Raw genomic sequence first — 26539 nt, 5'->3', positions numbered from 1 at the left:
ACATTTTTAAAGATGAGTAAAGCACAATGGCGGGGTGCCACCCTGCTGGCGCCGGTACCGGCCGTAATGGTATCCTGCGGTACCATGGCGGAATCTAACATTTTAACCATAGCCTGGACAGGTATTATCAATTCAAATCCACCCAAAACCTATATTTCCATAAGGCCAGAGCGCCATTCTTATGAGGTCATAAAAGAAACAGGGGAATTTGTTATCAATCTGACCACTGTATCACTTGTAAGAGCTACGGATTTTTGCGGAGTACGCTCAGGCCGGGATTTCGATAAGTTTGAAAAAATGGCGCTGACAAAGGAGTCTGCTGCGCATCTGAACTGCCCTATGATTGAGGAAAGCCCTGTAAATCTGGAGTGCCGTGTGAGAGAGATAATTCCTCTAGGTTCTCATGATATGTTTTTAGCAGATATTCTGGCAGTCAATGTGGATGAACAATATCTGGATGAAAGAGGCAAGCTTCATTTGGATAAGGCACAACTCATCAGCTATGCTCACGGTGAATATTTTGAACTTGGGAAAAAGCTGGGCAGCTTTGGCTACACCGTTCGGAAGAAAAAGAAAAAAATCCGAAAAAGGAATGTAAAAAAATAGTAGGAAGTCTTCAATGTCAACTATAATTTAAAATAAGGTTGACAATGGAGACTTTTTCTTTTATACTTTTTTTAATTAAAGTTTAGGAGAAAAAGATGGAAACAACGATGACAAAAACACGGTCTATGGTGCAGTGCGCATTATTTGCCGCGTTAGTGGCGATCGGTGCCTTTATACAGATTCCGGTGCCCTATATGGATTATTTTACACTGCAGTTTCTGTTTGTTCTGCTTGCAGGTATGCTTTTGGGTTCTGCCCGCGGCGCTTTATCAGTGAGCGTTTATGTATTGGTAGGCCTTGTGGGGTTTCCGGTGTTTGCGGCAGGCGGCGGCATCCAATATATTTTCAGACCGAGCTTTGGCTATCTGCTCGGTTTTATCCTTGCGGCATGGGTTGCAGGCTTTATTATCCAGAGAGGGCAAAAACAGAACTATGGCCGCTGTCTTTTGGCTGCCTTTACTGGACTTTTGATCACCTACGCTATCGGTTTAGTCTACAAGTATATGATTCTTAATTTCTATATGGCAGAGCCGACACCGTGGAGCATTGTTCTTTTATCCTGTTTTCCCCTTGATCTTCCCGGAGATATCCTGCTCTGTTTTATTGGCGCCGGGCTGGCGCACAGGATAAAACCATTATTGAGGAGGATATGATGAATATTGGTAATTTAGCAGAGAAAATAAAATACGGTTATGAGATTAACAGGGAGGAAGCACTGGAACTGGCGTACAGTTCCAATACAGAAGCATTGAGCACATACGCAGGCGAGCTTAGAGAACAACTCTGTGGCAGAGATTTTAATCTGTGTACCATCATTAATGGAAAAAGCGGTCGATGCAGCGAAAACTGTACTTATTGTGCCCAGTCTGCATGGTTTAACACCTGTGTGGAGGAATATCCACTGCTACCAGAAGAAACCGTGGTGGAAAGCGCCCTGTCAAATTACCGCCAGGGTGTACATCGTTTTTCGATTGTGACCTCTGGAAAACGGCTTGAGGATGAGGAGGTGGACGCAGTCTGCTGTATATATGTAAAGCTTGCAAAGACCACCCCAATGGGGCTCTGCGCATCTCATGGGCTTCTGAGCTATGAAGCACTTTTAAAGCTCAGAAAGGCTGGTGTAACGCGTTATCATAATAATCTTGAAACCTCAGAGAGATTTTTTGCGAAAATCTGCACAACACATACCTATTCGGAGAAAAAGACTGTCATCAAAGACGCCCAGAGAGCAGGGCTTGAAGTATGCAGCGGGGGAATCATTGGCCTTGGTGAATCAATGGAGGATCGTATTGATATGGCCTTTACTCTGAAGCAGCTCGGTGTGGGTTCGGTGCCGCTCAACGTGCTAAGCCCGATTCCAGGAACGCCTCTTGAGGGCAGAATTCCTCTTGCCTATGATGAAATAGTCCGCACAGCCGCCATTTTCCGCTTTATTTTACCAAAAGCACAACTCCGTCTGGCCGGAGGGCGTGCACTGTTTCCAGATAAGGGAAAGCGCCTGATGGAAAGCGGTGTGAATGCAGCGATTTCAGGAGATATGCTTACCACAGCCGGAATTGCCACGCATGAAGATATCGCCATGATTACGACCCTCGGGTTTGAGGTGAAGGCTAATGTGTAAAGGAATTTTCATCACCGCTACTGGTACTGATGTAGGAAAAACCTATATCACAGCCAGAATTATTAAGGGACTCATAGCGCAGGGGATAAACGCCGGATATTATAAAGCTGCGCTCAGCGGCACAGAAGTTGAAGCTGGAAAAAAGATTGCAGGTGACGCGGCCTATGTATTCCGTTTTGCGGGGATTAAGGGTGAGCCCAACCAGGCAGTGACTACGATGCTTGATTACCCAGCTTCGCCACATCTGGCGGCACAGATGGAAAATAAGCGTATTACGCTGGCGCCCATTATACAGGATTTTGACAGAGCCGCCTCGATTTACGATTATGTAGTGATGGAAGGCAGCGGCGGCATTATCTGCCCATTAAACTTAGAGGGAACAACGCTTATGCTGGTGGATGTAATAAAAGCTTTGGCGTTGGAGATTGTGATTGTCGCAGATGCTGGTCTTGGGACCATTAACAGCACACTCCTTACTCTGGAATATGCCAGAAGCATGAAAATAGACACACGATGTATTGTACTGAATCGATTTGATGAAAGTTCTGCCATACACTGTGATAATAAAAAGGTTATTGAGGCAATGACAGGCTTGGAAGTACTGGTCTGCGGTGTTCAGGGAGATCTGGATATTTTATTAATTAAAAAAATTTTACTTGCAAATTTACTTGACAGCATTTGAGACCTCCGATATAATTAATATTGTTAAAAGGGAGTAGTTGAAACGGTAAAGTCAACATACTGGTGCAGAGCACCTGGTTTTACCGCCTTTATTTATTCAAAGGTAATGAGACTTTTAGCGTATTTTTAGAATACGCTGGAGGTCTCTTTTTTGATGTTGAGCTTATTTTTTGGGAAAATGGCAGCAAATAGGAATGGTAGTGAAACAAGTGCAGATTTCCAAGAAATTTGTGATCTCTATATGCTCTTTTAACGGGGTAAAAATTTTAAAAGGAGTATCGTTGATGAAAGCATTTCAAGAAACGACAAGTCAGACGCTTGAACGATTAAATGTCGATCCTGAATTGGGGCTAAGTAAAAACCAGATCGAGGAAAGCCGTTTAAAGCATGGGGTTAATGCGTTCACCAAAGGAAAGCCAAAATCTGTTTTCAAAAAGATATGGGATGCGGCAACAGAACCCATGATTGTTATGCTGTTAGTGGCAGCTGCCATCACCCTGGGTGTTAATTTTGTCCGCTATTTTACCGGAGGACAAACCGAATTCATTGAATGTATCGGTATTTTTGCTGCTATTTTTCTAGCAGTCGGCGTTACCGTTATTATGGAAGGGCGGAGCGAAAAAGCGTTCGAGGCCTTAAACCAGATTAATGAGGATGTGCAGGTCAAGGTCAAGCGGGGGGGCAGCGTCACCCTGATATCCCAAAAAGATCTGGTGGTCGGGGATATTATGGAGGTAGCCACTGGCGACATGATCCCTGCTGACGGCCGTGTGATCGAGTCGCTGGGATTGAGAGTTGATGAATCCTCTTTGACGGGAGAGAGCCTTCCGGTTAAAAAAGAAGCCGAATTGGTTTATGATAATCCTAAGACTCCGGTAGCCGAACGCGCCAACATGCTCTACTCTGGATGCTTTATAACCGGAGGCGGCGGCACCATGGTTGTGACTGAGGTTGGAGATGGTACTGAGTTTGGAAGTATTGCACGCGAGCTTTCTAAAACGGAAAAGGGCTCTACACCGCTTCAGGAAAAGATGGATCGATTGGGGAAGCTTATTACAATTCTGGGTGCGACTGCTGCAGCTATTGTTTTTGTCATTCAGCTGATCATTTTTGCTTCAACAGGTACCTTTAATCTGGATACAGTATCTGAAGCTTTTATTACCAGTATCGTTCTGATCGTTGCAGCGGTACCTGAGGGGCTTCCGACCATTGTGGCAGTCTCACTGTCCATTAATATTATTAAAATGGCCAAGCAAAACGCTCTGGTTAAAAAGCTGATCGCCTGTGAAACCATTGGATGTATCAATGTGATCTGCTCAGATAAAACCGGCACGCTGACTGAGAATCGCATGACGGTTACAGATATTTACTCAGATGGACATCTGATTACACCAAAGATTCTGGACAATGATGCCTTAATCCAGAATTTTACCATCAACAGCACTGCAGATATCGAGCAGGGTGACCAGCCAAAATTTATTGGAAACCCGACAGAATGTGCATTGATCATGGCCTATGAAAAATCAGATGCACACCATGTGCCCTACAGTGATCTGCGTAAAAATGCAAAGATTACCTTTGTTTTTCCGTTTTCCTCTGAGACAAAAAATATGACGACCATTGTAGAAAGGGATGGGGGAAGTGTGGCCTACTCCAAGGGAAGTCCTGAAAAAATCATCAGCCAGTGTCGTTATATTATGATTGATGGACAGGCTGTTCCTTTTTCGGAAGAGCATATCCAGCAGATTGAAAAAGAAATGACTGGTTTTGAGAAAAAAGCCCGCCGTGTGCTCGCCTTTTCACACAAATTGCTTTCAGGTATTCGGACAACAACTGAGTATGAGGAAAGCCGTACACATATCGAGTCCGATATGATTTTTGATGGTTTTGTTGCCATTACAGACCCGCTGCGCGAGGACGTCTATGAAGCAGTTAACCGCTGCCGCAAGGCTGGGATTGAATTAAAGATCCTGACAGGGGACAATATTGTAACAGCCCGCGCCATCGCCGATGAGCTGGGCCTTCTGAAACCTGGAGATGCAGCGGCCGAGGCCTATAAGCTCGAGGATCTGAGCGAAGAACGCCTCATTGAGCTGCTGCCAAGGATCAAAGTTATTGCCAGAAGCACCCCTGTCGTTAAAATGCGTGTGGTAAATGCCTTAAAGAAAATGGGGAATGTGGTCGCTGTAACCGGTGACGGTATCAATGACGCGCCAGCCATTAAAAACGCTGATGTGGGCATCGCTATGGGGATTACCGGAACAGAGGTTTCCAAAGAAGCCAGTGATATTGTACTGCTTGATGATTCTTTTTCCACTATTGTTAAGGCTGTTCAGTGGGGGCGTGGGATCTACGAGAATTTCCAGCGCTTCATCCAGTTTCAGCTTACCGTTAACCTCTCTTCGGTTATCGTGGTCCTGTCCTGTATTTTGCTTGGATTAAAATCGCCTTTTACCGCACTTCAGCTTTTATGGATTAACATTATTATGGATGGGCCGCCGGCCCTTACGCTGGGCCTTGAACCGATCCGAGACGACCTTATGAACCGCCAGCCAATTTCCCGGGATTCCAATATTGTGAGTAAAGGTATGCTTTCACGCATTGCCTGCAATGGTATTTTTGTTTCCATCATTTTTATGATGCAGGCCCTGTTCAATATTCTGGGCGGCGCTGAAGGAGAACAGTATACCATTCTTTTCACACTCTTTGTGGTCATGCATCTTTTCAATGCATTTAACAGCCGTGAACTTACCGATACCAGTGTCTTTTCCAACTTTTTCAGCAATCGTCTGATGCTGCTGGTCTTTGGTCTGACTTTTATGCTGCAGGTGGTCATCACTCAGTTTGGTGGAATTCTTTATAATACCGTGCCGTTATCCTTAAGTATGTGGATTAAGATTGTTACCTTAGGTTTATCGGTTATTGTTGTTTCTGAAACCTTTAAGCTTATTAAAAGAAAACTCTCTAAAACAGCATAAAATAAAAAGACTCTGTTTTTCTTTAATGAACAGAGTCTTTTTTTCTACGCTTTTTTATTTCTTTTCGTATATTCAGCCAGATACGGATACTTGAAGAAACGATAATGATCCCCATGGCGAGCGCGCCGGCAATGCCAAGGGTATGCAGGCCAGTGTTGATGGCATCGTCCACGCGGCCGTTGATGAAATGCTCCATCGTATAGTAGATGCCGCCTCCAGGAACAAGAGGGATAAGGGCAGCGGCCAGATAAATGGTGGCTGGGGCTTTGAAACGCCTTGCCATGATCTCAGCGTAAAGCGACACAGCCAATGTCGCAATAAAATACTGAGGGATGTCGTTGATAAAAAAGCCCTGCAGTCCCATATACAAAAACCAGCCTAAGGCACCGCCAATTCCAGCGATGACAAGTGCCTGACCGCGGATATTAAAGACAACACCAAAGGCTACCGTGGCGGCAAAAGCATAGAAGCATTGGAGTAAAAGACTGCTTTCCATAGGCTATACCCCCAGAAAAGGACGCAGAAAGGTCAGCGGAATAGCAGCACCTACAGCAATCCCGGCTCCGATCAGGAGCGCCTCAGTCGTTTTTGTCACGCCGGCCAGCAGATCGCCAGCGATAATATCCCGCATAGAGTTCGTGATCGCCAGTCCGGGTACCAGTGTCATGATGGTGCCAATGATGATTTTGTCCATGTTAGCGGCAAAGCCGGAGCGGACGAATCCCAGAGCGCACAGAGCAATTACTGCGCCGCAGATCACATTTTCAAAGAATGCGTTGGTTTTAATTTTCTCCAAAGCGTTAAAAATCACCTTTGTCAGAGCGCTGATAAAAAGTGAGGCAAAGGCGTCTGACAGAGTTCCTTTAAAAAGCAGAGTGAAAAAGAAGGCTACAAAGGAGAAAGCCAGCACCTGCTTAATAAGAGAGTAAGGAGGAAAACGACGGATTGCCTCAATGCGCCTCTGAACCTCCTCATAAGGTGGTATCGTCGCGCACATTTCGCGGGAGAGGGAGTTCAGGCGCTCGACCTTGTAAAGATCGGTTCCACGGCTGAAGATCCGCTTGGTCAGTGTCAAAGGGGGATCGTTGCCGACGCGGATCGTGATGATAATGGTGGTGGGAACCGCGAAAATCTCGGCGTTATCCACGCCGTAAGCCTGGCAGATACGGCGCATAGAGTCCTCGACACGATAGATTTCCGCACCGCTTTCCAAAAGCATATCGCCGATTTCCATGGCCACTGTGATGAGATGTGTAGGTGTCATGGCAGGCATTCCAAAATTGTGTCAAGAATCTGTCCCGCAACATTCTCCTTTGTCTGCTTTGGAAGTTCTGTAGCACGGTCTTTTGTGATAACAGTTACGACATTTGTATCCCCACTGAATCCAGCGCCTTCTACCTTTAGATTGTTTGCGATCATCATGTCAACATTTTTGCGTATCAGTTTGGCTTGAGAGTTTTCCAGGAGATTTTGCGTTTCCATGGAAAAGCCGCAGAGAAACTGCCCCGGTCGTCTGTTTGCGCCCAGCCAGGCCAGAATGTCCTGGGTGCGGTTGAGAGCAATGTTCATGGCACCTTCTTTTTTCTTTACCTTTTCATCAGAATAGTCGGAAGGGGTATAATCTGCTACAGCCGCAGCTTTGATGATAATATCCTGTTGTTCCGACCGGCTGGTGACCGCCTCAAACATATCTTTTGCGGAAACGATATCGACCATATTTACAAAAGGGACTGGAGGCAGCGCGGTTGGGCCGCTGACAAGGGTGACCTCAGCCCCACGAAGCATGGCATTGCGCGCCAAAGCATAGCCCATTTTACCACTTGAATGGTTGGTAATGTAGCGGACCGGATCAATGGCTTCACAGGTAGGCCCGGCGGTTATCAGTACTTTTTTTCCAGCAAGATCTTTTTCAAAAGCGATTTCCTTTAGAATATGATCGATCAGGACTTCTTCCTTAGGGAGCTTGCCATCGCCGATATCCTTACAGGCGAGAACACCGCTGTCTGGCTGAACGATTTCAAAGTTATATTTTCTTAAAATATCCAGATTGTCCTGGACGACCGGATTGTGAAACATGTTTGTGTTCATAGCTGGTGAGACGATTTTTTTGCAGGTGCAGGCCAAAGCGGTTGTGGTCAGCATATCGTCAGCCAGTCCGTGTGCCAGCTTTGCAAGCACATTGGCTGTGGCTGGAGCGATCATGAGCAGATCAGCACGTTTGGCCAGCGAGACGTGTGCAACATTGTAGTTGATGTTTTTATCAAAGGTATCGACGATACAGTTGTTGCCTGTCAGGGTGGAGAAGGTCATTGGCGCAATAATTTCTGTTGCGTTGGGTGTCATGATAACATGGACGTCACATCCCCATTTTGCCAGAGTACTGGCGACATTTGCCATTTTGTAGGCTGCAATACTGCCACTGACACCAAGGATAACTGTTTTATTTTTTAAGTTCATCTTTTATGTACTTCCTTCGTTCAAATTTACTAGGAGATTATATCAAAAATAGAACCTTCCGTAAATGCAGTTTGGGTAAAAAAGACTTGAAAGCTGATCTTTTTTCATGTTAAAATAGTCACGATTAAGCATTGTATCCGGCTTGACTGGAACGATAGCAGGAGGAAAATCGAATATGAAAACACGAACGACCAAGGAATTGGTCCAATTGTCACTTTTTGTGGCAATTATTGTCCTGATGGCAGTTGTCCCGTTTTTGGGATACATTCCGCTGGGTTTCACCCGTGCGACCATTATCCATATACCCGTAATCATTGGAAGTATCATACTCGGCCCAAAATACGGAGCATTTTTAGGATTTATTTTTGGTCTCACCAGTCTCGTGAACAATACTTTTAACCCAACGGTAACCTCTTTTGTATTCACCCCATTCTATTCACTTGGAACCTATGATGGTAATTTCTGGAGTCTTGTGATTTGTTTTATACCCAGAATTTTAGTGGGGATTGTTCCTTATTATATTTACAAGGGATTGAAGAAAGTAAAAGACAGCGATGCGCTGGCTTTAACCTGCGCCGGCGTTGGCGGCTCGCTCACCAATACACTGCTCGTTATGAACATGATTTATTTCTTTTTTGGACAGAGCTACGCATCTGCAAAGGAAATGGACATATCAGCCCTTTATGGGGCCATTTTGGCCGTTATCGGTATTAATGGTGTTCCAGAGGCGATTGTTGCCGGAGTATTGACGTTAGCTATCTGCAAAGCGTTGTTAAAATATGGTGTTAAAAAATAAAAATTCACCGCATTTCTCAGGAATGCGGTTTTTTTAATAATATGGTATAATCATTACAAAACTAAAAGGGATGTGATTGTTATGAAGGATTCATTATGGATAAAGGCTGTTGAATTCCACGGACACGAGTGTCCCGGGCTGGCCATTGGCGTGCGTGTCAGCGACGCGGCAAAAGAAATGCTGCGCATTGGTTCATCGGAGGATGAAGAGATTGTGTGCGTTGCGGAAAATGACTCTTGCAGTGTGGATGCGGTGCAGGCTCTGCTTGGCTGTACTTTTGGAAAGGGGAACCTTTTATACCGAAATACCGGAAAACAGGCTTTTTCGTTTTTTAACCGTGCTACGGATGAGAAGGTGCGCATTTATCTGAAAGCCCGCAAAAAAGGGTCAATGAGTAAGCCTGAATATCAGGAGTACCTGTTAAACGCCCCCCTCGATGAGCTGTTTGACTATTCAACACCAAAATTTGAGCTTCCCGAAAAAGCCCGGATTTTTACCACGGTCTTTTGTGAGCTTTGCGGCGAAGGCGCTCCAGAGCATAAAATGCATTTACAGGAAGGAAAAATTGTCTGTGAAGATTGCTTCAAACCCTATAACAGAGGCTGGTAAAAAACAAGAAGGCGCCGGAATAAAAATTCCGGCGCCTTCTTGTTAATTTCGGCTTAACTGGCGGTATCGGCTGATCATCAAACCGACTGCGAAGATAGCGATAATGAAGCCTGTCAGAACCAGCATGTCGGCAAAAACAGGGGACAGGGCTTCCTTACTGAAACTCTTTAGTCCGATAATGGCATTATTTGCTTTAATGTACCAGTAGGTTGGGGTAAAACTGGCGATGGCCTTAACCGAGTCCCCCAACAGATATTGAGGAACAAAAACGCCGCTTAGAAAGCAAAGCCCCAGTGAGACCACATTAGCAACGGCGCTTTGAATATTATAGCTTTTTATGAACTGACCTGTCAGAAAGGCAATACCGAGTGCAGTAAAGGTCATAAGCAGAGCATTGACACTACAGAGTAAAACTAGAGGCAGGTTTTCTGGCGTAATGTCATAAAGCACAAAAGCAACCAGAAGCATAAAGCTCCAGACAATGATACCGAAAATCGTGCTGGCGATTGCCAGCTGGGCATTAAAATTTTTAAGGCGCATAGGAGCACAGCTGTTCCGGCGTTTGATATCTTGATTATTAAAGACCATCATAATCGAGGAGATACCGAGAATCAAAACAGCCAGCAGGGCATAGGCCAGATAATTAAAGTAATAGGAATAGCTTGGAATTCCCTCCTCGATGGAAATTTGATCCAGAGTGACAGTTGTCTGATCATCCATACTGGCGGCTGTCTTTTTTGATAGCTCTGCCTGGCTGATATCTGGAATTCCCTTTAGATAAAGCTGTGCCGTATTAAAATACTGGTTGACAAGCTGGCCCGCCTGATATTCAAAATCACTGTCCGGAACGGTGTTTTCAATGATTTCGGGTTTTTCTCCTGCCATAAAAGCTTTGGTAAACCCTTCAGGAATGGTTGCGATATAGACGACCTCTCTGAAAAAAAGTGCATCCTTGAATGTTGACGGATCATCCTTCAGTGGGACAATGTCAGCATTCTGGCCAAGATAATCGGTAAAGCCACGGAGCAGCTCGCTGTTTTCATCATGATTGATAACGGCCACCGATGGTTTTTGGGGTATAAAATTCGTATTGTTATTTGTCTGTGACATCATTGAAAATAAAACAGCCAGGCCGATGAAAATAACGATATAAATCATCATCTGCATGAGGTTGCTTTTAATGATTTTAAAATAGGTTTTAAAGACTTGCATATTGCTGCCTCCGGGTAATAAAGTAGGTAAGGGTAGAAAAAATCAGTGCAAATATGCACAGAATAGCGATGCAGGTATAAAACTTTGGTCCGCCGTCATAGTAATAAAGACTGTAAAAAGCGTCAGTAATCTGACTGACAGGGTTGACCGCCTCAGCCCAGGGAGCGCTCAGACGAATGCTGTACTTGATGTCTGGCGACATCATACCAGCCAGAAACGACATGAGCATGGTGATTGCCACGAGAATACCCGTCTTAAGGCCCTCGCTTCCTTTTACCAGAACGCCGATCATTGTTCCGAAGGTAATGCCGCAGACCGACCCGACCAAGCTGATCAGAAGAATTTCAGGAATATGATTTCCCATCTCAACATTCAGAATAAAAACCATGTAGGCAATTAGGATAAGAATCTCAATAAAATGAATGGTTAATGTCGCGCAGAAGTTGATGCCCAGTAACTTAAGTTTGTGTGTAGGTGCGACAGCCAGACGAGAAGCCTTGTCCGATAAATTGGCCTGAATATCAACCATATCCTGAAGTCCCAGAAATGCGCCGTAAAAGCAGGCCATTGCCAGGAGCGCATAATAGCTGATGAGGAGTGTGTTCAGGCTTTTGTCTGTCAGAGATCCAGCGATTGTGTAGTCTTTAGAACTACTGATATCATCCATAAATCCCTGAGCAAAAGCCTGTGGATTCGACTGAGCAACATCGGCGGCCGTGTGGTAAACCCGAATGTACTGATCCAGCACATTTTTGATAATCGTCTGATTGACTCCCGATTCACTCACTGTGAGCTCAGGTTTATCACCGGTCATGGCAATGATGCCGGATACTGTGCCATCAGAGAGCCATTCCAGTGCTTTGCTGGTATCTGAGGTGAGTGAGATCTTTAAAATCGAGTCCGGTTCACTGGAGACCGCTTTCAGGGTTTCCTTGAAACTTTCGCTGTTTTGATAATCTTCATTATCGATCACAGCAACAGGAATTGCCTTAAAATTATGACTTGAGAAAATGTTGCTGAAGGCAAAATGAAACAGAGTAGCCAGTAACAGTGGGAAGAGCAGGGTCCAGAATACCAGTGCCTTATCCCGCAAAAGGCATTTTATACGGTTGGTATATAAAAAGGAAAACATGCAAGGCCTCCTAATCTCTCAGCTCTTTACCCGTGATTTCGAGGAATACATCATTGAGTGTTGGTTCCTCAGAAGTGACACGGCCAAAGCTGATTCCGTTATTTTGCAGATAGTTAAGCAACTGCATCAGATTATTTTTCCCACCGGAATAATGGATTTCCAGAAAGTTGTTCTGATAGCGGACCTTTGAAACAGAGTCCTGTGCCTCAATGATGCGAAGGTGAACGTCAGAAAGGTCAAAGATTTCAACATGTACGGTTTCTGCTGATCGAATCATGGCTTTCAGCTCTTCCTTTGTGCCCATTGCCAGGGTTTTCCCTTTATCCATAATGGCAATGCGGGTACAGATCTGCTCGACCTCTTCCATATAGTGTGAGGTATAGACGATGGTTGCACCCTCCCGGTTGAGCTTTTGAATACCCTCCAGAATAGCATTCCGGCTCTGGGGGTCGACAGCAACTGTCGGTTCGTCTAGAATAATAAGCTTTGGCTTGTGCGCAATGCCACAGGCAATATTTAAACGTCTGAGCAGGCCTCCGCTGAGTTTTTTAGGCAGAAAGCGTTTGAAATCTTCAAGACCGACAAAATGAATCGCCTCCTCAACCAGCGCGCGGCGCTCTTCTTTATCTTTAATGTAGAGACCGCAAAAGTAGTTGATGTTTTCATAAACGGTCAGCTCATTAAACACTGCGACGTTTTGCATGACAATTCCAATGTCCCGCTTGATAGCGTAGGAGGTTGGAGTCATGGGTTTTCCAAAAACCTCAATGCTGCCTTTGTCATATTTAAGTAAAGATAAAATACAATTGATGGTGGTGGACTTTCCCGACCCGTTTGGCCCGAGCAGACCAAAAATTTCGCCTTCTCTTACCTGAAGATTAAAATGATCAACGGCGACGAGTTCACCGTAGCGCTTAACTAAATTTTGAACATTAATGACCATGATGGTGCCTCCTGTATGTGATGCTTTTATTTTACGCTGATGTCTTAGCTTTCGGTAGTGTCTTACATCAATAAAATGTATGACAAATGTAATTAAGAAAATAAATTTGTGTAAAAACTAAAAGAGTGGTATAGTAAAGTATTAAGAGTTTTATTGAGGGGGAAGTTTATGAACAGCCTGTTTAACCGTGTTACGCTGTTGGTTTGTTCCTGTGCGCTGGTCGCCCTTGGCAGGATTAGTATTTTTTCAGTTGTTGCTTTTTTGGCTGCAGTGACAGTTTCAGCACTGAACTATTATTTTTCAAACCACTACTTTAAAATTGCAGCTATCGGCGTATTTACCATTGCTTCCTTTTACTTTACGGATTTTTTCTTTTACTATCCGCTTGTATATTATGATGCTTTCAGCAAGAGTGGCATTGGATTATTTTTTCTGGCTGGTACAGCCCTTGTGGTTAATCTGAAAAGCTTGCCTTTTAATATCGGACTGATCCTGGTTATTCTTTTTGGTCTTTCAGGCCTGCTTCGCAGAAACGAGGAGCTGGTCAACCGGCTGAACCGTGATTACCGTACACTTCGGGACACGACGCGTGAAAATGCAATGCTCTTAGAAAGTAAGAACAAAGACCTGATGGAAAAACAGGATTATGAGATTAATCTGGCGACTTTAAATGAACGAAACCGCATCGCCCGTGAGATACATGATAATGTTGGACATTTGCTGTCCCGTTCCATTTTACAGGTGGGTGCGCTCATGGCAATTCATCCAGAGGCACCGCTTCAGGAAAATCTGGTTGAAATCAAGGATACGCTTTCTCAGGCTATGGACAGTATCCGGGATTCAGTGCACAATCTTCATGATGAATCCATTGACTGCCAGACACAGATATGCTCACTGATCGATGATTTTGATTTTTGTGAGGTTTCCCTTGATTACGGAATTGAAGGGAATCCCTCGAAGGAACAGCGTTATGCCTTTATTACAATCGTAAAGGAGGCGCTTTCAAATGTTATGCGCCATTCGGACGCCAGCAGAGTAAAAGTCTCTCTGAGAGAGCACCCGGCATTGTACCAGCTCATTATCGAGGACAACGGCACTACAACGGCCTCAGGCCACAGCGGAATTGGCCTGCAGAATATTGCGGACCGGGTAGAGGCCTTGAACGGCAATCTGAACATTCGAAGAGAGCGCGGTTTTCACATTTTTATTTCCATTCCAAAGGAGGAACACCATGAAAGTAATCGTCATTGATGATGACCGTCTGGTCTCAGTATCCCTTAAAACTATTTTGGAGGCAGACCCTGAAATTGAGGTTGTAGCGCTGGGAAACAGCGGCGGAGAGGCTGTCGTTTTGTACAACGAGTATAAACCGGATATCCTGCTCATGGATATACGGATGGACGGTATGACCGGTCTTGAGGCTGGTGAGCTTATTCTTGCAGAGGACAGGGATGCCCGTATTCTATATCTCACCACTTTTTTAGACGATGAATATATTATCAAAGCGCTCAAAATAGGCGCAAAGGGCTATTTGCTCAAACAGGCCTTTGAGAGTATTGTGCCAGCGTTAAAGGCAGTTTACAGCGGACAGAGTGTGTTTGGCGATGAAATTGTGACTAAGATCCCGATGCTTCTTGGCGGCGAAGCCGCTGTGGATTTTTCCGCCTACAGCATCAGCGAACGAGATCTGGAAATTATTGAGGGAGTGGCTCAGGGGCTGAGCAACCGGGAAATTTCAGAAACCCTTTTTCTGAGTGAGGGGACAGTGCGCAACTACATCAGCAATATTTTAGATAAACTGGAGCTGCGTGACAGAACCCAGCTTGCCATTTTTTATTTCAACCATAAATAAGGAGGTTCTCTCCATGGATGATGAGATATTGAAAAAAACGGAAGAAAATAAAATCTTTTCCGGTGAAATTACACCTGAGGATATGGATGAGTTGTTATATCCTCAGGAAGGTAATCATGAAAAAAACAAAAAACAAGTAAAAGAAACATTCAGATGGAAGTCGGGCAGTGAAAAGGAAAAGCCCCGGGTTCAGCAGATGACGGACTCAGCCGTACTCAGGCTGATGGACCGCTATGCGGAAAAATCGAAGAATGCCGCTTTGGAAAGCGGCTCCGGCCAGAATGTTCGCCTTGAGCCGACACTTATGATTACGGACAGCTATTGGTACGGTTCGTCTGCCAAGCTGGCTTTTAAGATTGGTGAAGACCGCCTTTACGTTATAAAAGACCTGAGTGCTTTTATGGCGGCTTTTGAAAATGGAGAGGAAATCCGGTATGGTAAAGCCTTGATTTTACACCATTTTGAAGAGAATTTTGATGAGCGCAGCAGAAAGTATCTTCATTTTCTCAAAAGCTTTTACAATGAGAGCAACAATCGGGCTTTGGCGGTTTATAAAAAGAGCCTTAATGATAATGTAAAATACATGTACCTTAACGGCCCAACGCTTGACGCATATATGGCAATCTGGGACGAAGATACAGAGATTCCTGTTGATATTGAAGGCTCGGCCATGTCCGCCACGATTGTTCATTCTAACGCCCATATCAGCATTCGGATTTCTGATATGGGAAAGTCCTACACCATCGAACTTTTAAATGACGAGGCATTGGTATTAGATGGGCAGGAACGGCTTTATATCTTTGAAAAGGGAAAGCTTTATTATTGTGATCCTTCCTACAGCCGCAATACGAGAGATTTCCTGAAGACCATTATCCGCAATAAGCTGACAATGACTGTGATGAAAAAGGATATGAAGGGCTTCTATAATACAGTTTTATCCAGTTTTGAACCGTATTTCTCTTTTATTTCAGACTGCGACTTGAGTACCTATGAGCCTAAACCTCTGGTGGCTAAGGTTTATTTTGACGCGCCACAGGAGGACTTTGTCATGGGAAAAGTATTTTTCAGCTATGGTGATGAGGAGCATGAAGCGTTTAAACCCAAGGACCTGATTAAAAGTCAGGATCTGCGCGGTGAATATCAGGTAGAGCAGCTTATCAAAAGATATTTGGACAGCTATGATGCCATCGGTAATTTTGCATATATTGACGGTGATGAGGATAAAATTTTCGATCTTTTCAGTGAGGGTCTGGAGGCGATATCTTCAAATGCTGAAATCTTTGCGACGGATCAGTTTAAAGGCTTTAAAATCAAGCCGCCTGCTTCTGTTCGTGTAGGCATAAAGGTAAGCGGCGATCTGCTTGATCTGAAATTTGATCTGGACGGGTTGGACATACATGAGCTGACCGAGGTGCTGAACTCGTATCGCCGGGCTAAAAAGTACCACCGGCTAAGGGATGGCAGTTTTATTAATATTCAGGATAATGCTTTAGGCGAGTTTTCAGAGTTAGCAGATGTATTAAGCTTGAGCGCAAAGGAAATTGAGAGAGGGACCGTGTCGGTTCCGAAGTTCCGAGCACTGTACCTGGATGCTCTGTTCAAACAGAGCGAGGGGATTAAATATAATCGGGATACTGTTTTTAAGCAGATTGTCAGAGATATCAAGGATGTTTCTGATTCTGACTTTGAAGTACCCACCACGCTGAAGCCCATTTTGCGAAATTACCAGAAAACAGGTTTCAGATGGCTTAAAACCATTGCTGCCTATGGATTTGGAGGTATCTTAGCGGACGATATGGGGCTTGGAAAAACGCTGGAAGTAATTTCTCTGCTGCTGTCTCAGAAAGAAAGCGAAGTTCAGACGACGTCTCTGGTTATTTGCCCATCCTCGCTGGTATTAAACTGGGAAAGTGAAATTGCACGTTTTGCGCCTGAACTTAAAGCAATTGCCGTCATGGGAACTGCTGCGGAGCGCCTGGATAAAATCGCCGGAGCGGCCGAGGCAGATGTGCTCATTACCTCATACGATCTGCTCAAAAGAGATATTTTGTATTATGAAGATTTGCATTTTCATTATGAAATCATCGATGAGGCCCAGTACATTAAAAATCATAATACGCAAAATGCTAAATCCGTTAAGGTGATTAACAGTGCGGTTCGTTTTGCTTTGACGGGTACGCCGGTAGAAAACAGCCTAGCAGAGCTCTGGTCCATCTATGATTTTTTAATGCCGGGATATCTTTATACCTATCGGAAGTTCCGTGAAAAGTTTGAAATACCCATTGTCCGCGAACAGGATAAAAAGATACTGGAACGGCTTAACAAGCTTGTATCGCCCTTTATTTTACGCCGTTTAAAAAGCGATGTTCTCAAAGAGCTCCCTGAAAAGACTGAGACGACCATGTACGCATTTATGGATGGTGAACAGAAAAAGCTCTATCTGGCCAATCTTTTAAAAAGCAGAGAGGACCTGGCATACGAGCTGGACGGAGGCGATTTTGAACGCCGGAAGCTTATCATTTTGGCAATGCTGACTCGGCTTCGCCAGATCTGCTGTGATCCGTCACTTGTCTATGAAGATTACACTGATGTAAGTGCCAAGCTTGAGCTCTGTCTGGAAATACTAGATACCTCTTTAGCTTCTGGACATAAGGTGCTTTTGTTTTCACAGTTTACCTCGATGCTGGAGATCATTGAAAAGGAGCTTATTAAACGGGAAATTGATTTTTACAAGATCACAGGACGGACAAAAGCTCAGGAGAGACTGCGTCAGGTTAATGCCTTTAACGAAGATGATACGCCAGTATTTTTAATCTCCCTTAAAGCTGGGGGGACAGGCCTCAACCTGACTGGCGCTGATGTGGTTATTCATTATGACCCGTGGTGGAATCTCAGCGCACAAAATCAGGCGACTGACCGCGCTCACCGTATAGGCCAGACAAATAGTGTCCAGGTCTATAACCTTATCGCAAAAGACAGTATTGAAGAAAAAATACAAAAGATGCAGCAGGCTAAAGCTGAGCTGGCAGATTCGATTATCCGCGAGGGTGAAGGAGCCATTGCCAGCATGTCTAAAGACGAGATTATTGGACTTTTCGAATAGCTTAGAAAGGAAGTTCATATGAAAGAATACATGGAAAACCTGGAAAAAAGTGCGCTTTTTAAATCCATTCAGAGAGATAATCTTTCAGCTGTGCTCAAGTGTCTGGGTGCTGTTTTAAAGCAGTATGATAAAAATGAGCGTATCCTGAACAGCGGAGATGAAGTCATTGGTGTGGGAATTTTGGCTAAGGGGCGTGCCCAGCTTATCAAAGAGGATGCCATGGGGAACCGCAATATTATCGGCGAGATAGAAGGGGGTGAGCTTTTCGCAGAATCCTTTGTCTGTGCGGGTATAAAAGAAAGCCCTGTAACCGTCGTGGCCCTTGAAAGCTGTGTGGTTCTTTTTATTCAGGTCAATAAAATCATTGATGTCTGTAGCAATGAATGCAGTTTTCATAAGCAGATTATCAACAACCTGCTTAAGATTATTGCCAGAAAAAATCTGAATCTGAATCGAAAACTGGATTATCTGAGTTTGAGAACTACGCGTGAAAAGCTTTTAGAATATTTAAATGACCAGCAGCGCCGAGCCGGGACTAACCCTTTCACAATCCCTATGAACCGGGTACAGCTGGCAGATTATCTGTGCGTTGACCGAAGCGCGATGTCGAGAGAGCTTGGCAGGCTGAGAGATGAAGGAATCCTTCAGTTTAAACGCAGTCTTTTTTATCTGAAGGATATCGAGAATGACGTCTTATAGAGTACGAAGAAGCCGTCGTAAAACAATCGCGATTCATATTTTGCCCGATGGACAAGTGGAGGTCCGTGCGCCATTAAGGACGCCCCCAAAATTTCTGGACCGTTTTGTGCAGGAAAAAGCAGAGTGGATTGAAAAAGCCAGTACCGAAGCCCGAAAAAGGCATGAAAAACGGCAGGCATTTATATTAAAAGATGGCTGTTTACTGCTTTATATGGGAGCCAAACTGCCACTGGTATGCTGTGAAATCGAAAAACCTCTCTTTGATAAGGAGTGCTTTTACGTACCCGAGGGATTCGCAGAGGAAAAGATTAAAGAGGCGGTTGTGAAATTATATCGCTCCGAGGCCAAAAGGGTTTTAAATGAGAAGGTCCATTATTTTGCTGAGCAGATGCACGCGAGACCAACCAATGTAAAAATTAATAGCGCCCGTACGCGATGGGGCTCATGCTCTGGAACAAACAGTCTGAATTTTTCATGGAAGCTTATAATGGCTCCCGAAAGGGCCATCGACTATGTGGTGATCCACGAGCTCGCCCATACCTTTGAGCATAATCATTCGGCAGCTTTTTGGAACATTGTCGCTGCGTTTATGCCAGATTATAAAATGCAGCAAAGTGTCCTCAAAGAATTAGGGATTCTGTTGCGTACACAAAACTGGGAGGTCTGATCATTATTGTGTTTAAGGAATTTGCTCCCGGGTATATCAACAGAAAATTATTTTAAAGAGGGTAATAGTGAAAGAATTGTACGAGTTTGAGGCAGAGATTAAGAAAGTACCCGATATCAATGGTGCTTATATTGAAATACCATTCGATGTTAAAGAAACTTTTGGCCGTGGGAGGGTGAAAGTGCACGCTACTTTTGATGGCGAAACTTATGATGGAAGTCTGGTACGCATGAAAACACCTTGTCATATCCTTGGTATTCGAAAGGATATCCGTGAAAAAATCGGGAAACAGCCTGGCGATACCGTCCATGTAACGCTCGAGGAACGAGAGAACGAATAGGACAGAAAATAAAATATTTTGCTTTAAAACGAGAAAAGTTTTAACGATTTAAAGTGCCAAAATAAACTTTTGCGTTTGAAGGATTTAAAAAATAGTCTTTCAAATTTAGGTTTAAAGATTTCAAAAATTCATAAAAATTTAAGAAATATGCAAAAACAACAGATAAAGATTCATCTGTTGTTTTATTTTTTATCTTATTTTAAGGTTTTGAGGTTATAATAGATATATTATAATCTGATAAATAGACGAGGGAGAGTGAAAAAATGACAAATGTATTTTCAGAAGAAAAACCCGAAGTGCTCGACTATATTGAAAAATTAGAGAAAAACAATCATATTGATCCGGAATTGTTCGATAAATACAAGGTAAACAGGGGTTTACGTGACTTGAACGGAAACGGTGTTCTCACGGGATTAACAGAAATTTCTGAGATTATGTCCTTTATTATGGATGGAGACCAGAGAATCAACTGCGACGGACAGCTTTACTACAGGGGAATCAATGTTCAGGATCTTGTAAAAGGTTTTGTAAAGGAAAAACGTTTTGGCTTTGAAGAAGCGACCTATCTGCTTTTATTTGGCGAGCTGCCTAATAAACAGGATCTGGATATTTTTGTGAAGGTATTGTCGCATTACCGAACACTGCCAACAAGCTTTGTCCGCGATATCATCATGAAAGCACCCAGCCGTGATATGATGAATACTTTGGCTAGAAGCGTTCTCACACTTTACTCCTATGATGACCGTGCCAGTGATACGTCAATCCCCAATGTATTGCGTCAAAGTCTGGAGCTGATCGCATTATTTCCATTGCTCGCAGTATATGGTTATCAGGCTTACTGCCATTATGAACTGGGCCAGAGCCTTTACATTCATTCACCACAGCCAGAGCTCTCGACAGCTGAAAATATTCTGTATCTTTTAAGGCCAGACAGCAAGTATACTGAGCTTGAAGCCAGAATTCTTGATATTGCCCTGGTACTTCACGCAGAGCATGGTGGTGGGAACAACTCAACCTTTACCTGTCATGTCGTTACATCCTCAGGTACTGATACTTATTCTGCCATCGCTGCAGCTTTGGGATCACTTAAAGGTCCAAAGCATGGTGGAGCCAACATTAAGGTCTGTGAAATGTTTGAGGACATGAAGAAAAATGTCAATGACTGGAACGATGAAGAGGAAATCAGCATTTACCTGAGAAAGCTCCTGCATAAGGAAGCCTTTGATAAAGCCGGGCTGATCTATGGTATGGGCCATGCGATTTATTCTAAATCTGACCCGAGAGCCGAAGTCTTTAAAAAATTTGTACGCAACCTTGCAGAGGAAAAGGGGCGTATGGATGAGTTTGCGCTGTATTCCAATGTAGAGCGTCTCGCGCCGCTTATTATTTCTGACGAAAGAAAAATGTACAAAGGGGTCAGCGCTAACGTTGACTTTTACAGCGGTTTTGTTTATCATATGCTTGAGCTGCCGACTGAACTCTATACACCGATTTTTGCAATCGCGCGTATTTCGGGATGGAGCGCTCACCGAATTGAAGAACTTCTCAATGCCGGAAAAATTATCCGCCCAGCTTATAGAAATGTGCATGAGCGCAGAGAGTATATTCCAATTAATGAACGTTGAGAATGCAAAAAAGCATCAGGATTGTAACCTGATGCTTTTTTTAATTGCGGATCGCAACAGAATCTTTGTTGTAATACCTGGCGACACTGATATTTCGCCAATCATTTTTATCTGTCTTGATATCATCGTAATACAGAACATAAGGTTTTACTGTATAGGCAAGTACATCGGCATGATTAATGGACTGATTTTGGTAGATTTCCTTTCGTTCATTGGCTTCTAAGGCATACTGTGATGCAGAGCCGTCAACGAGTGACTGCAGAGCACTGAGACTTGTTACCGGTGTTTTAGCCATGGGAAGAGTCAAAACGAAAAGTATTATAGCAGCACTGCTATAGTACACTGGTCGCAGCGCTAATTTTTTTAATCGGGCGCGATTTATCCCGTTTTGAGCTTTTTTATTTTTTGGTCTTCGGTGGAATATCCATCCTGAAATATAGAAAAGCATAAAGCACCAGAGCCATAAAAAGTTAAAATACAAAATATTCATAATCCGCGTTTCCCAGATTAGGCTGCCTGCTCCCAGTGCATAAATAGGCGGTGTAAATCCGGCTGCAAAGACACAGAATGCGAGAATTAATACTGCAAAGGGATACCGGAAAGAAAAATGACTTTTGTACGCCAGTTTGACCAGAAGGACAGAGAGGATAAAAATACCTGCCGTAACCAAAACAGTGCCAAAACAGTGTGTGTTTTTACGGTACCATAGTATGGTGGCCATTGCGGCCAGAAGTATAAGGTTCACCAGTGAGGATATAAAGTTACCTCCGGAAATAAGAAAACCGAGGATACATGCGCTGGCAAGGGCAAGATATTTGTGTCGCACAGGTCTTTTTTGATAGTAGATAAGCAGCAGCGCAAAAAGGATCAATGACATAGCGTAAACAAAGGTATAGGAAATAGCGCCGTCAAACCAGTATAATCCCTGAACAGCAGAAGGCAGAAATTGAAGCTCTAATATTAAGAGTGCACAGCCGATGAAGATCGTTGTATTTCGATCTGCGTTTAGATAATTTTCCAGCAAGACTTTTAAAAAGAAAAAAGTACCGAAGATAACAGATAATACCATAATGACCGGGACCCAGTGGTACAATCCGAAAACAGATGGCTGAAGCGCGCCCAGAAAGGTTGCGAAGAAATTGCCATCCCAAGTCATATAAGAGTGCACCATTTGATTCCAGGCAGTGAGCAGAGTCTGAAAAACAGAGCCGGTGCTCTCCCAGGTTTGCCGTGTCAGCAGCCCATAGACATAATCGTCTGCAGAAGGCTGATCATAAATCGAGATAGAGAAAATTGGAAGAAGCGTGGTTAAAAAAGCGAGAACGATCAGGAAATTTCCACCATTTTTTTTAGAGACAGGTGTCAGTAAAGCATATCGGTTCATAGCATTCTCCAGTTATAAATTATTTTTCCCATCATAGCACTTGAAAGATGAAAAAAGCTTAATCTTAAAACAGTTTAATTTTAATTTTTTCATACAAAGCTTGACACAGTCACAAAAAGGTAATACACTACGTATATTAGATAATACATTACATAAAATAAGGAGAAAAAATGTATCGCAGAGAGTTAGAAACGATGGATCCTCGTTTTCGAGTTTTTGGAAGTCTTTTTTCGTTGGTAACAAGGCTGGAGGTCATGGGGAACAGTCAGGATTTCCTGGGAGAACTGACAACAAAGCAGTGGTATCTGCTTATTCATCTCATTACTTTTTTTAGAGAGCCGCCGACTTTGTCCGCACTGGCCGCTGAGATGGATACCTCACATCAGAATGCCAAGGCCATTGCCTTAAAGCTTCAGGAAAAAGGTTACCTTGAGCTTGTGAAAGATAAAAAAGATAAGAGGACCTTGCGGGTCATACCAGACAAAACAAAAATTGAAGCCTATGAAGCAGAAATGGGCGGTGAGAACAACGCCTTTGTCGATAAATTTCTAAGCGCTTTGTCCAGTGAAGAGCTTGAAATATTTGATCGCGCTCTGGTCAAATTAATGGAGATGGCAGAGGATATTAGAAAGGAACAGATGATAAAATGAGTAAAATAGCAGTGGTTTATGCGTCTAAATATGGAAGCGCAGAGACATATGCAGAATGGCTGGCGCAGGAGCTTGACGTACAGGCGCTTTCCATAAAAAAGACGAAGCCGGAATTGTTAAGCGAAAGTAATATTTTAATTTATGGTGGCGGTCTTTACGCCAGCGGTATTAAAGGGCTCAAAGAGTTTAAGAAGAAATGCGGAGCATTTCAGAATAAAAAGGTTGTTATTTTTACAGTTGGGCTGGCCGATCCGCAGAAAACCGATTATAGTGAAATATTAAAAAATAGTTTTACAGAGGATGAGAGGGAAAACTTTAAGTTTTTTCATTTACGGGGAGCTATCGATTATAAAGAGCTTTCACTGCCACACCGTGCCATGATGGCGATGATGATGAAAATGCTAAAATCAAAACCTGAGTCTATTCAGGAAAATGAAGAGTTTTTTGCCAGCTACGGGAAAAGAACTGATTTTAAAGATAAAAGATTACTCATCCCTGTTCTTGAATATGTTAAGCAGCTATCAGATTAAAAACAGAATTTAAGGGACAGTATCATTATAAATATGTTATAATGCTTCCATAATCCAACTTATGAGAGGAAACACTATGAAAGTCATTATACAGGATTTGCCAGCGGAAGCCTTCAGTACGATCTGTCCGCCGTCTCTTGAGAATATTCACGTAATCACAAACGAAAGTGATCGGATCAAACATTGCATTGGCTGTTTTGGCTGCTGGGTAAAGACACCAGGCATCTGTGTTATTAAGGATGGATACGGTGATCTTGGGAAACTATATGCTGAATGTGACGAGCTGATCGTTATTTCAAAAGTGCAATACGGAGGGTACAGCGCTTTTGTCAAGAATGTAATGGATCGGAATATTGGATATCTACTACCCTTTTTTACGGTTCGCAAAAGTGAGATGCACCATGCTGACCGCTATCCCAATCGCCTTAAAATGACAGTGATCGGTTATGGGGAAGACATTACAGAGGAAGAAACCGAAACCTTTAAGAATCTGGTGGCTGCCAATGCTTTAAACCTTAATACACAGGGATATCGTGTTATTATGGTAAAGAGTCCTGAGGAAGTAAAAAATGTACTGGAGGCTTTGTAATGAAAATAACGCTGATTAATGCCAGTCCTAAAAAGCGAGGAAGCTTTTCGAATTACATTCTGAATGAGCTGATGCCGCTTGTCAAAACAGAGACTGATCCGGAAATTTTGTCCATGTCTCTGTGGGATGATGATTTTTTCAATGATCTCTGCAGCAGTGACGCACTGGTCTTTGCGCTTCCGTTGTATGTGGACAGCCTGCCAGCAAGCTTTTTGCGTTTTTTAATGCACTTTGAGGAAAGGCTTAAGAATTCTCCGGCAGATATCTGTGTATACGGGATCGTGAATGCTGGATTTCTTGAAGGACATCAGAACCGTTATGCGCTTGAGATTTTATCGCATTTTTGCCACAGGGCAAATCTGACCTGGGGTGGCGGCCTGGGTATTGGAGGAGGCCCCTTTCTCCATGGTATGGCGAATGTCTCATGGAAATTTTCTGCCAAACGGCCGGTCTATGAAGGACTGGTTCAGCTTTCGGATGTCATTAAAAACGGACAGGCTCTGGAAAAGGATCTGCTGATCACCCCAAAGATTCCGAGAAAAATATATATGGCTGCTGCAAACCATCACTGGATCACTGAAGCCAAAAAAAATGGATTGAAGAAAAAAGAGCTTTATAAAAAGTAAAATGCATAAAAGTACCGGGTTTGTCTGCCGGTACTTTTTTAGTTTTACAGCAGACTTGACAGGATCTTCAAAATGCCGTATGCTGTTCTCATCATTGTTAAGGGAGACCAAAAATGAAATATAAATTTCCAAAGGTAGGAATGCGAATGGTAAAAACAGCGGTAGCGGTTTTTATCTGTCTGCTCATTACCTTTATAAGGCCTGAGAGTGTGCCGATATATTCTACCATTACCGCAGTACTTTGCATGCAGCCCTATTTGTCAAATACAAAAGAGATCGCCATTAACCGAATCGTGGGGACATTGATCGGCGGTCTTGCGGGTATGCTTGTGCTTATGTTTATGCGAAACTATGTACCGTGGCCCATGGTACAGTTTATCATTGTTTCACTGTGTATGATTCCGCTGATCTATGTGACGCTGGTTATCAATCATTCGTCAGCTTCTGCCTTTACCTGCATCGTTTTTCTTGGGACAACCATTGCCGCAACACCGGGTACCGCGCCTTATATCATTGCTTCTTATCGCATGATTGACACACTGATCGGTATCCTGGTTGCCTTGGTGGTTAATGCCTTTCATCTGCCGGTACACCGCAATCGGAGTGTCCTTTTTGTTTCAGAGCTTGACAATACCCTGCTGCATTCTGATGGAAAAATAAGCTCTTACGCAGAATTTCACATTAACCGTATGATCGATGACGGAGAGTGGTTTACACTTGTTACAGACCGTACACCGGCCACACTTGTGCCAATTCTTGAAAACCTAAACCTGAATTTGCCAGTGATCGCAATGAACGGCGCTGTGCTCTATGATGTTCAGGATCGCTCTTACTCTTTTTCACTGCCCATGGATCGCGAGGTGAGCGATGCGATCGAGGGCGTCTTTGAGGAGGAGGGCCGTAACTGTTTTGTGCACGCTATCATTAACGAGACCATGCACATTTATTACAGCGATTTTAAAAATACAGCTGAAGAACGTTTTTACCACCGGTTGCGCCGTACAAGCCATAAAAATTATGTTTTTGGCGGCTTGCCAGAGGAGCAGCAGGCGGTTAACATTACATCAGTCAATGAGGAATCTGTAAACAATCGAATTCGGAAAGAGATTGAAGCCTTGGATATTGGAAATCGTATCGAAATTATATGTACGCCCAGTCATGACGCAGAGGGTTACACGGTTATGGATATTTACAGTGCTGAGGCTACAAGGGAGAACGCGATCCTTAAAATGAAAAGAGATCTGTCTGTGGATCAAATTGTAGCCTTTGGCAGCTCGAGTCTGAACGTACCGATTTTTAAACTTGCCAACCGCGCCTATGCGGTAGAAAATGCGGCGCGCGCGTTAAAAGAGGCTGCGACCCAGACCATCAGCAATAACGACAGCGACGCAGTCGTGAAAATGATGGAAAAAACTTTTTATCATAAAAAAGATCTTTAA

Annotated in this window: 26 protein-coding genes; 19 read left to right on the top strand and 7 right to left on the bottom strand. The window is 43.6% G+C overall.

Annotated elements, in window-relative coordinates:
• Positions 1–12: 12 nt before the first annotated feature.
• The 5 genes from BUC22_RS09645 to BUC22_RS09625 all read left to right on the top strand — a co-directional run bounded on the left by BUC22_RS09645 (position 13) and on the right by BUC22_RS09625 (position 5886).
• Positions 13–606, top strand: a complete 594-nt coding sequence (locus BUC22_RS09645) for a flavin reductase family protein (protein WP_013380571.1) — start codon at positions 13–15, stop codon at positions 604–606.
• Between the two features lie 95 nt (positions 607–701).
• On the top strand, positions 702–1259 hold the full coding sequence (locus BUC22_RS09640; protein ID WP_013380570.1) for a biotin transporter BioY: 558 nt from the start codon (positions 702–704) through the stop codon (positions 1257–1259).
• A complete protein-coding gene (gene bioB / locus BUC22_RS09635; protein WP_041689865.1) occupies positions 1256–2227 on the top strand; it encodes a biotin synthase BioB in 972 nt (323 codons plus the stop codon). The genes BUC22_RS09640 and bioB overlap by 4 nt, the downstream gene beginning before the upstream one ends.
• Positions 2220–2909: a dethiobiotin synthase gene (bioD, locus tag BUC22_RS09630; protein WP_073382812.1), complete on the top strand. Its 690-nt coding sequence runs from the start codon at positions 2220–2222 to the stop codon at positions 2907–2909. The genes bioB and bioD overlap by 8 nt, the downstream gene beginning before the upstream one ends.
• Positions 2910–3192: 283 nt before the next feature.
• Positions 3193–5886 (top strand): calcium-translocating P-type ATPase, PMCA-type, encoded by a 2694-nt coding sequence (locus BUC22_RS09625; protein WP_070081229.1) that lies wholly within the window; start codon positions 3193–3195, stop codon positions 5884–5886.
• A 22-nt stretch (positions 5887–5908) separates the two neighbouring features.
• Here the strand turns inward: BUC22_RS09625 and BUC22_RS09620 are convergent, their stop codons facing one another.
• Genes BUC22_RS09620 through coaBC form a run of 3 tightly spaced genes read right to left on the bottom strand, consistent with a single transcriptional unit; the run spans position 5909 to position 8343 of the window.
• On the bottom strand, positions 5909–6382 hold the full coding sequence (locus BUC22_RS09620; RefSeq protein ID WP_013380562.1) for a threonine/serine exporter family protein: 474 nt from the start codon (positions 6380–6382) through the stop codon (positions 5909–5911).
• Between the two features lie 3 nt (positions 6383–6385).
• Positions 6386–7150: a threonine/serine exporter family protein gene (locus BUC22_RS09615; protein WP_013380561.1), complete on the bottom strand. Its 765-nt coding sequence runs from the start codon at positions 7148–7150 to the stop codon at positions 6386–6388.
• On the bottom strand, positions 7147–8343 hold the full coding sequence (gene coaBC / locus BUC22_RS09610; RefSeq protein ID WP_013380560.1) for a bifunctional phosphopantothenoylcysteine decarboxylase/phosphopantothenate--cysteine ligase CoaBC: 1197 nt from the start codon (positions 8341–8343) through the stop codon (positions 7147–7149). The genes BUC22_RS09615 and coaBC overlap by 4 nt, the downstream gene beginning before the upstream one ends.
• A gap of 175 nt (positions 8344–8518) precedes the next feature.
• Here coaBC and BUC22_RS09605 point away from each other — a divergent pair, with 175 nt between their 5' ends.
• Together BUC22_RS09605 and BUC22_RS09600 are read left to right on the top strand one after the other, a co-directional pair.
• Positions 8519–9139 (top strand): ECF transporter S component, encoded by a 621-nt coding sequence (locus tag BUC22_RS09605; RefSeq protein WP_013380559.1) that lies wholly within the window; start codon positions 8519–8521, stop codon positions 9137–9139.
• Positions 9140–9220: 81 nt separating this feature from the next.
• Positions 9221–9748 carry an FmdE family protein gene (locus BUC22_RS09600; RefSeq protein WP_013380558.1) on the top strand — a complete coding sequence of 176 codons (528 nt, stop codon included), beginning with the start codon at positions 9221–9223 and terminating at the stop codon, positions 9746–9748.
• 42 nt (positions 9749–9790) lie between these two features.
• Here the strand turns inward: BUC22_RS09600 and BUC22_RS09595 are convergent, their stop codons facing one another.
• From BUC22_RS09595 to BUC22_RS09585, 3 genes are read right to left on the bottom strand one after another with little or no spacing between them, the layout of a single operon-like run.
• Positions 9791–10960, bottom strand: coding sequence for an ABC transporter permease (locus BUC22_RS09595; protein WP_013380557.1), 1170 nt, complete (start codon positions 10958–10960; stop codon positions 9791–9793).
• Complete coding sequence (locus BUC22_RS09590; protein WP_013380556.1) at positions 10947–12092, bottom strand: ABC transporter permease; 1146 nt, start codon at positions 12090–12092, stop codon at positions 10947–10949. The genes BUC22_RS09595 and BUC22_RS09590 overlap by 14 nt, the downstream gene beginning before the upstream one ends.
• Before the next feature lie 10 nt (positions 12093–12102).
• The gene (locus BUC22_RS09585; RefSeq protein WP_013380555.1) at positions 12103–13035 is read right to left on the bottom strand and encodes an ABC transporter ATP-binding protein; all 933 of its coding nucleotides are present in this window, start codon (positions 13033–13035) and stop codon (positions 12103–12105) included.
• Positions 13036–13203: 168 nt separating this feature from the next.
• Between BUC22_RS09585 and BUC22_RS09580 the strand changes: the two genes are divergently transcribed.
• The 7 genes from BUC22_RS09580 (at position 13204) to BUC22_RS09550 (ending at position 21321) form a co-directional block, all read left to right on the top strand.
• The gene (locus tag BUC22_RS09580; protein ID WP_013380554.1) at positions 13204–14286 is read left to right on the top strand and encodes a sensor histidine kinase; all 1083 of its coding nucleotides are present in this window, start codon (positions 13204–13206) and stop codon (positions 14284–14286) included.
• Positions 14267–14887, top strand: a complete 621-nt coding sequence (locus tag BUC22_RS09575; protein ID WP_013380553.1) for a response regulator — start codon at positions 14267–14269, stop codon at positions 14885–14887. Before BUC22_RS09580 ends, BUC22_RS09575 begins: the two co-directional genes overlap by 20 nt.
• 13 nt (positions 14888–14900) lie before the next feature.
• Positions 14901–17990: a DEAD/DEAH box helicase gene (locus tag BUC22_RS09570; protein ID WP_013380552.1), complete on the top strand. Its 3090-nt coding sequence runs from the start codon at positions 14901–14903 to the stop codon at positions 17988–17990.
• An 18-nt stretch (positions 17991–18008) separates the two neighbouring features.
• Positions 18009–18689: a Crp/Fnr family transcriptional regulator gene (locus tag BUC22_RS09565; protein WP_013380551.1), complete on the top strand. Its 681-nt coding sequence runs from the start codon at positions 18009–18011 to the stop codon at positions 18687–18689.
• Positions 18676–19356: a M48 family metallopeptidase gene (locus BUC22_RS09560; RefSeq protein ID WP_013380550.1), complete on the top strand. Its 681-nt coding sequence runs from the start codon at positions 18676–18678 to the stop codon at positions 19354–19356. The genes BUC22_RS09565 and BUC22_RS09560 overlap by 14 nt, the downstream gene beginning before the upstream one ends.
• Positions 19357–19423: 67 nt before the next feature.
• A complete protein-coding gene (locus tag BUC22_RS09555; RefSeq protein ID WP_013380549.1) occupies positions 19424–19696 on the top strand; it encodes a DUF1905 domain-containing protein in 273 nt (90 codons plus the stop codon).
• A 263-nt stretch (positions 19697–19959) separates the two neighbouring features.
• Positions 19960–21321, top strand: coding sequence for a citrate/2-methylcitrate synthase (locus tag BUC22_RS09550; protein WP_013380547.1), 1362 nt, complete (start codon positions 19960–19962; stop codon positions 21319–21321).
• 40 nt (positions 21322–21361) lie between these two features.
• Here the strand turns inward: BUC22_RS09550 and BUC22_RS09545 are convergent, their stop codons facing one another.
• Entirely contained in the window at positions 21362–22705 is a 1344-nt protein-coding gene (locus BUC22_RS09545; RefSeq protein ID WP_013380546.1) for a hypothetical protein, read from the bottom strand.
• A gap of 170 nt (positions 22706–22875) precedes the next feature.
• On the opposite strand from BUC22_RS09545, the gene BUC22_RS09540 reads away from it, so the two are divergent.
• The 5 genes from BUC22_RS09540 to BUC22_RS09520 all read left to right on the top strand — a co-directional run bounded on the left by BUC22_RS09540 (position 22876) and on the right by BUC22_RS09520 (position 26539).
• Positions 22876–23355: a MarR family winged helix-turn-helix transcriptional regulator gene (locus tag BUC22_RS09540; protein ID WP_013380545.1), complete on the top strand. Its 480-nt coding sequence runs from the start codon at positions 22876–22878 to the stop codon at positions 23353–23355.
• Positions 23352–23885 (top strand): flavodoxin domain-containing protein, encoded by a 534-nt coding sequence (locus BUC22_RS09535; protein ID WP_013380544.1) that lies wholly within the window; start codon positions 23352–23354, stop codon positions 23883–23885. Before BUC22_RS09540 ends, BUC22_RS09535 begins: the two co-directional genes overlap by 4 nt.
• A gap of 76 nt (positions 23886–23961) precedes the next feature.
• Positions 23962–24474 carry a flavodoxin family protein gene (locus BUC22_RS09530; protein WP_013380543.1) on the top strand — a complete coding sequence of 171 codons (513 nt, stop codon included), beginning with the start codon at positions 23962–23964 and terminating at the stop codon, positions 24472–24474.
• Positions 24474–25100, top strand: coding sequence for an NADPH-dependent FMN reductase family protein (locus BUC22_RS09525; RefSeq protein ID WP_013380542.1), 627 nt, complete (start codon positions 24474–24476; stop codon positions 25098–25100). Before BUC22_RS09530 ends, BUC22_RS09525 begins: the two co-directional genes overlap by 1 nt.
• A 113-nt stretch (positions 25101–25213) precedes the next feature.
• On the top strand, positions 25214–26539 hold the full coding sequence (locus tag BUC22_RS09520) for an HAD hydrolase family protein (RefSeq protein ID WP_013380541.1): 1326 nt from the start codon (positions 25214–25216) through the stop codon (positions 26537–26539).

The organism is Eubacterium callanderi, from assembly GCF_900142645.1.
Taxonomy (GTDB): Bacteria; Bacillota; Clostridia; order Eubacteriales; family Eubacteriaceae; genus Eubacterium; species Eubacterium callanderi.
This window is presented reverse-complemented; position numbering and strand designations above follow the sequence as displayed.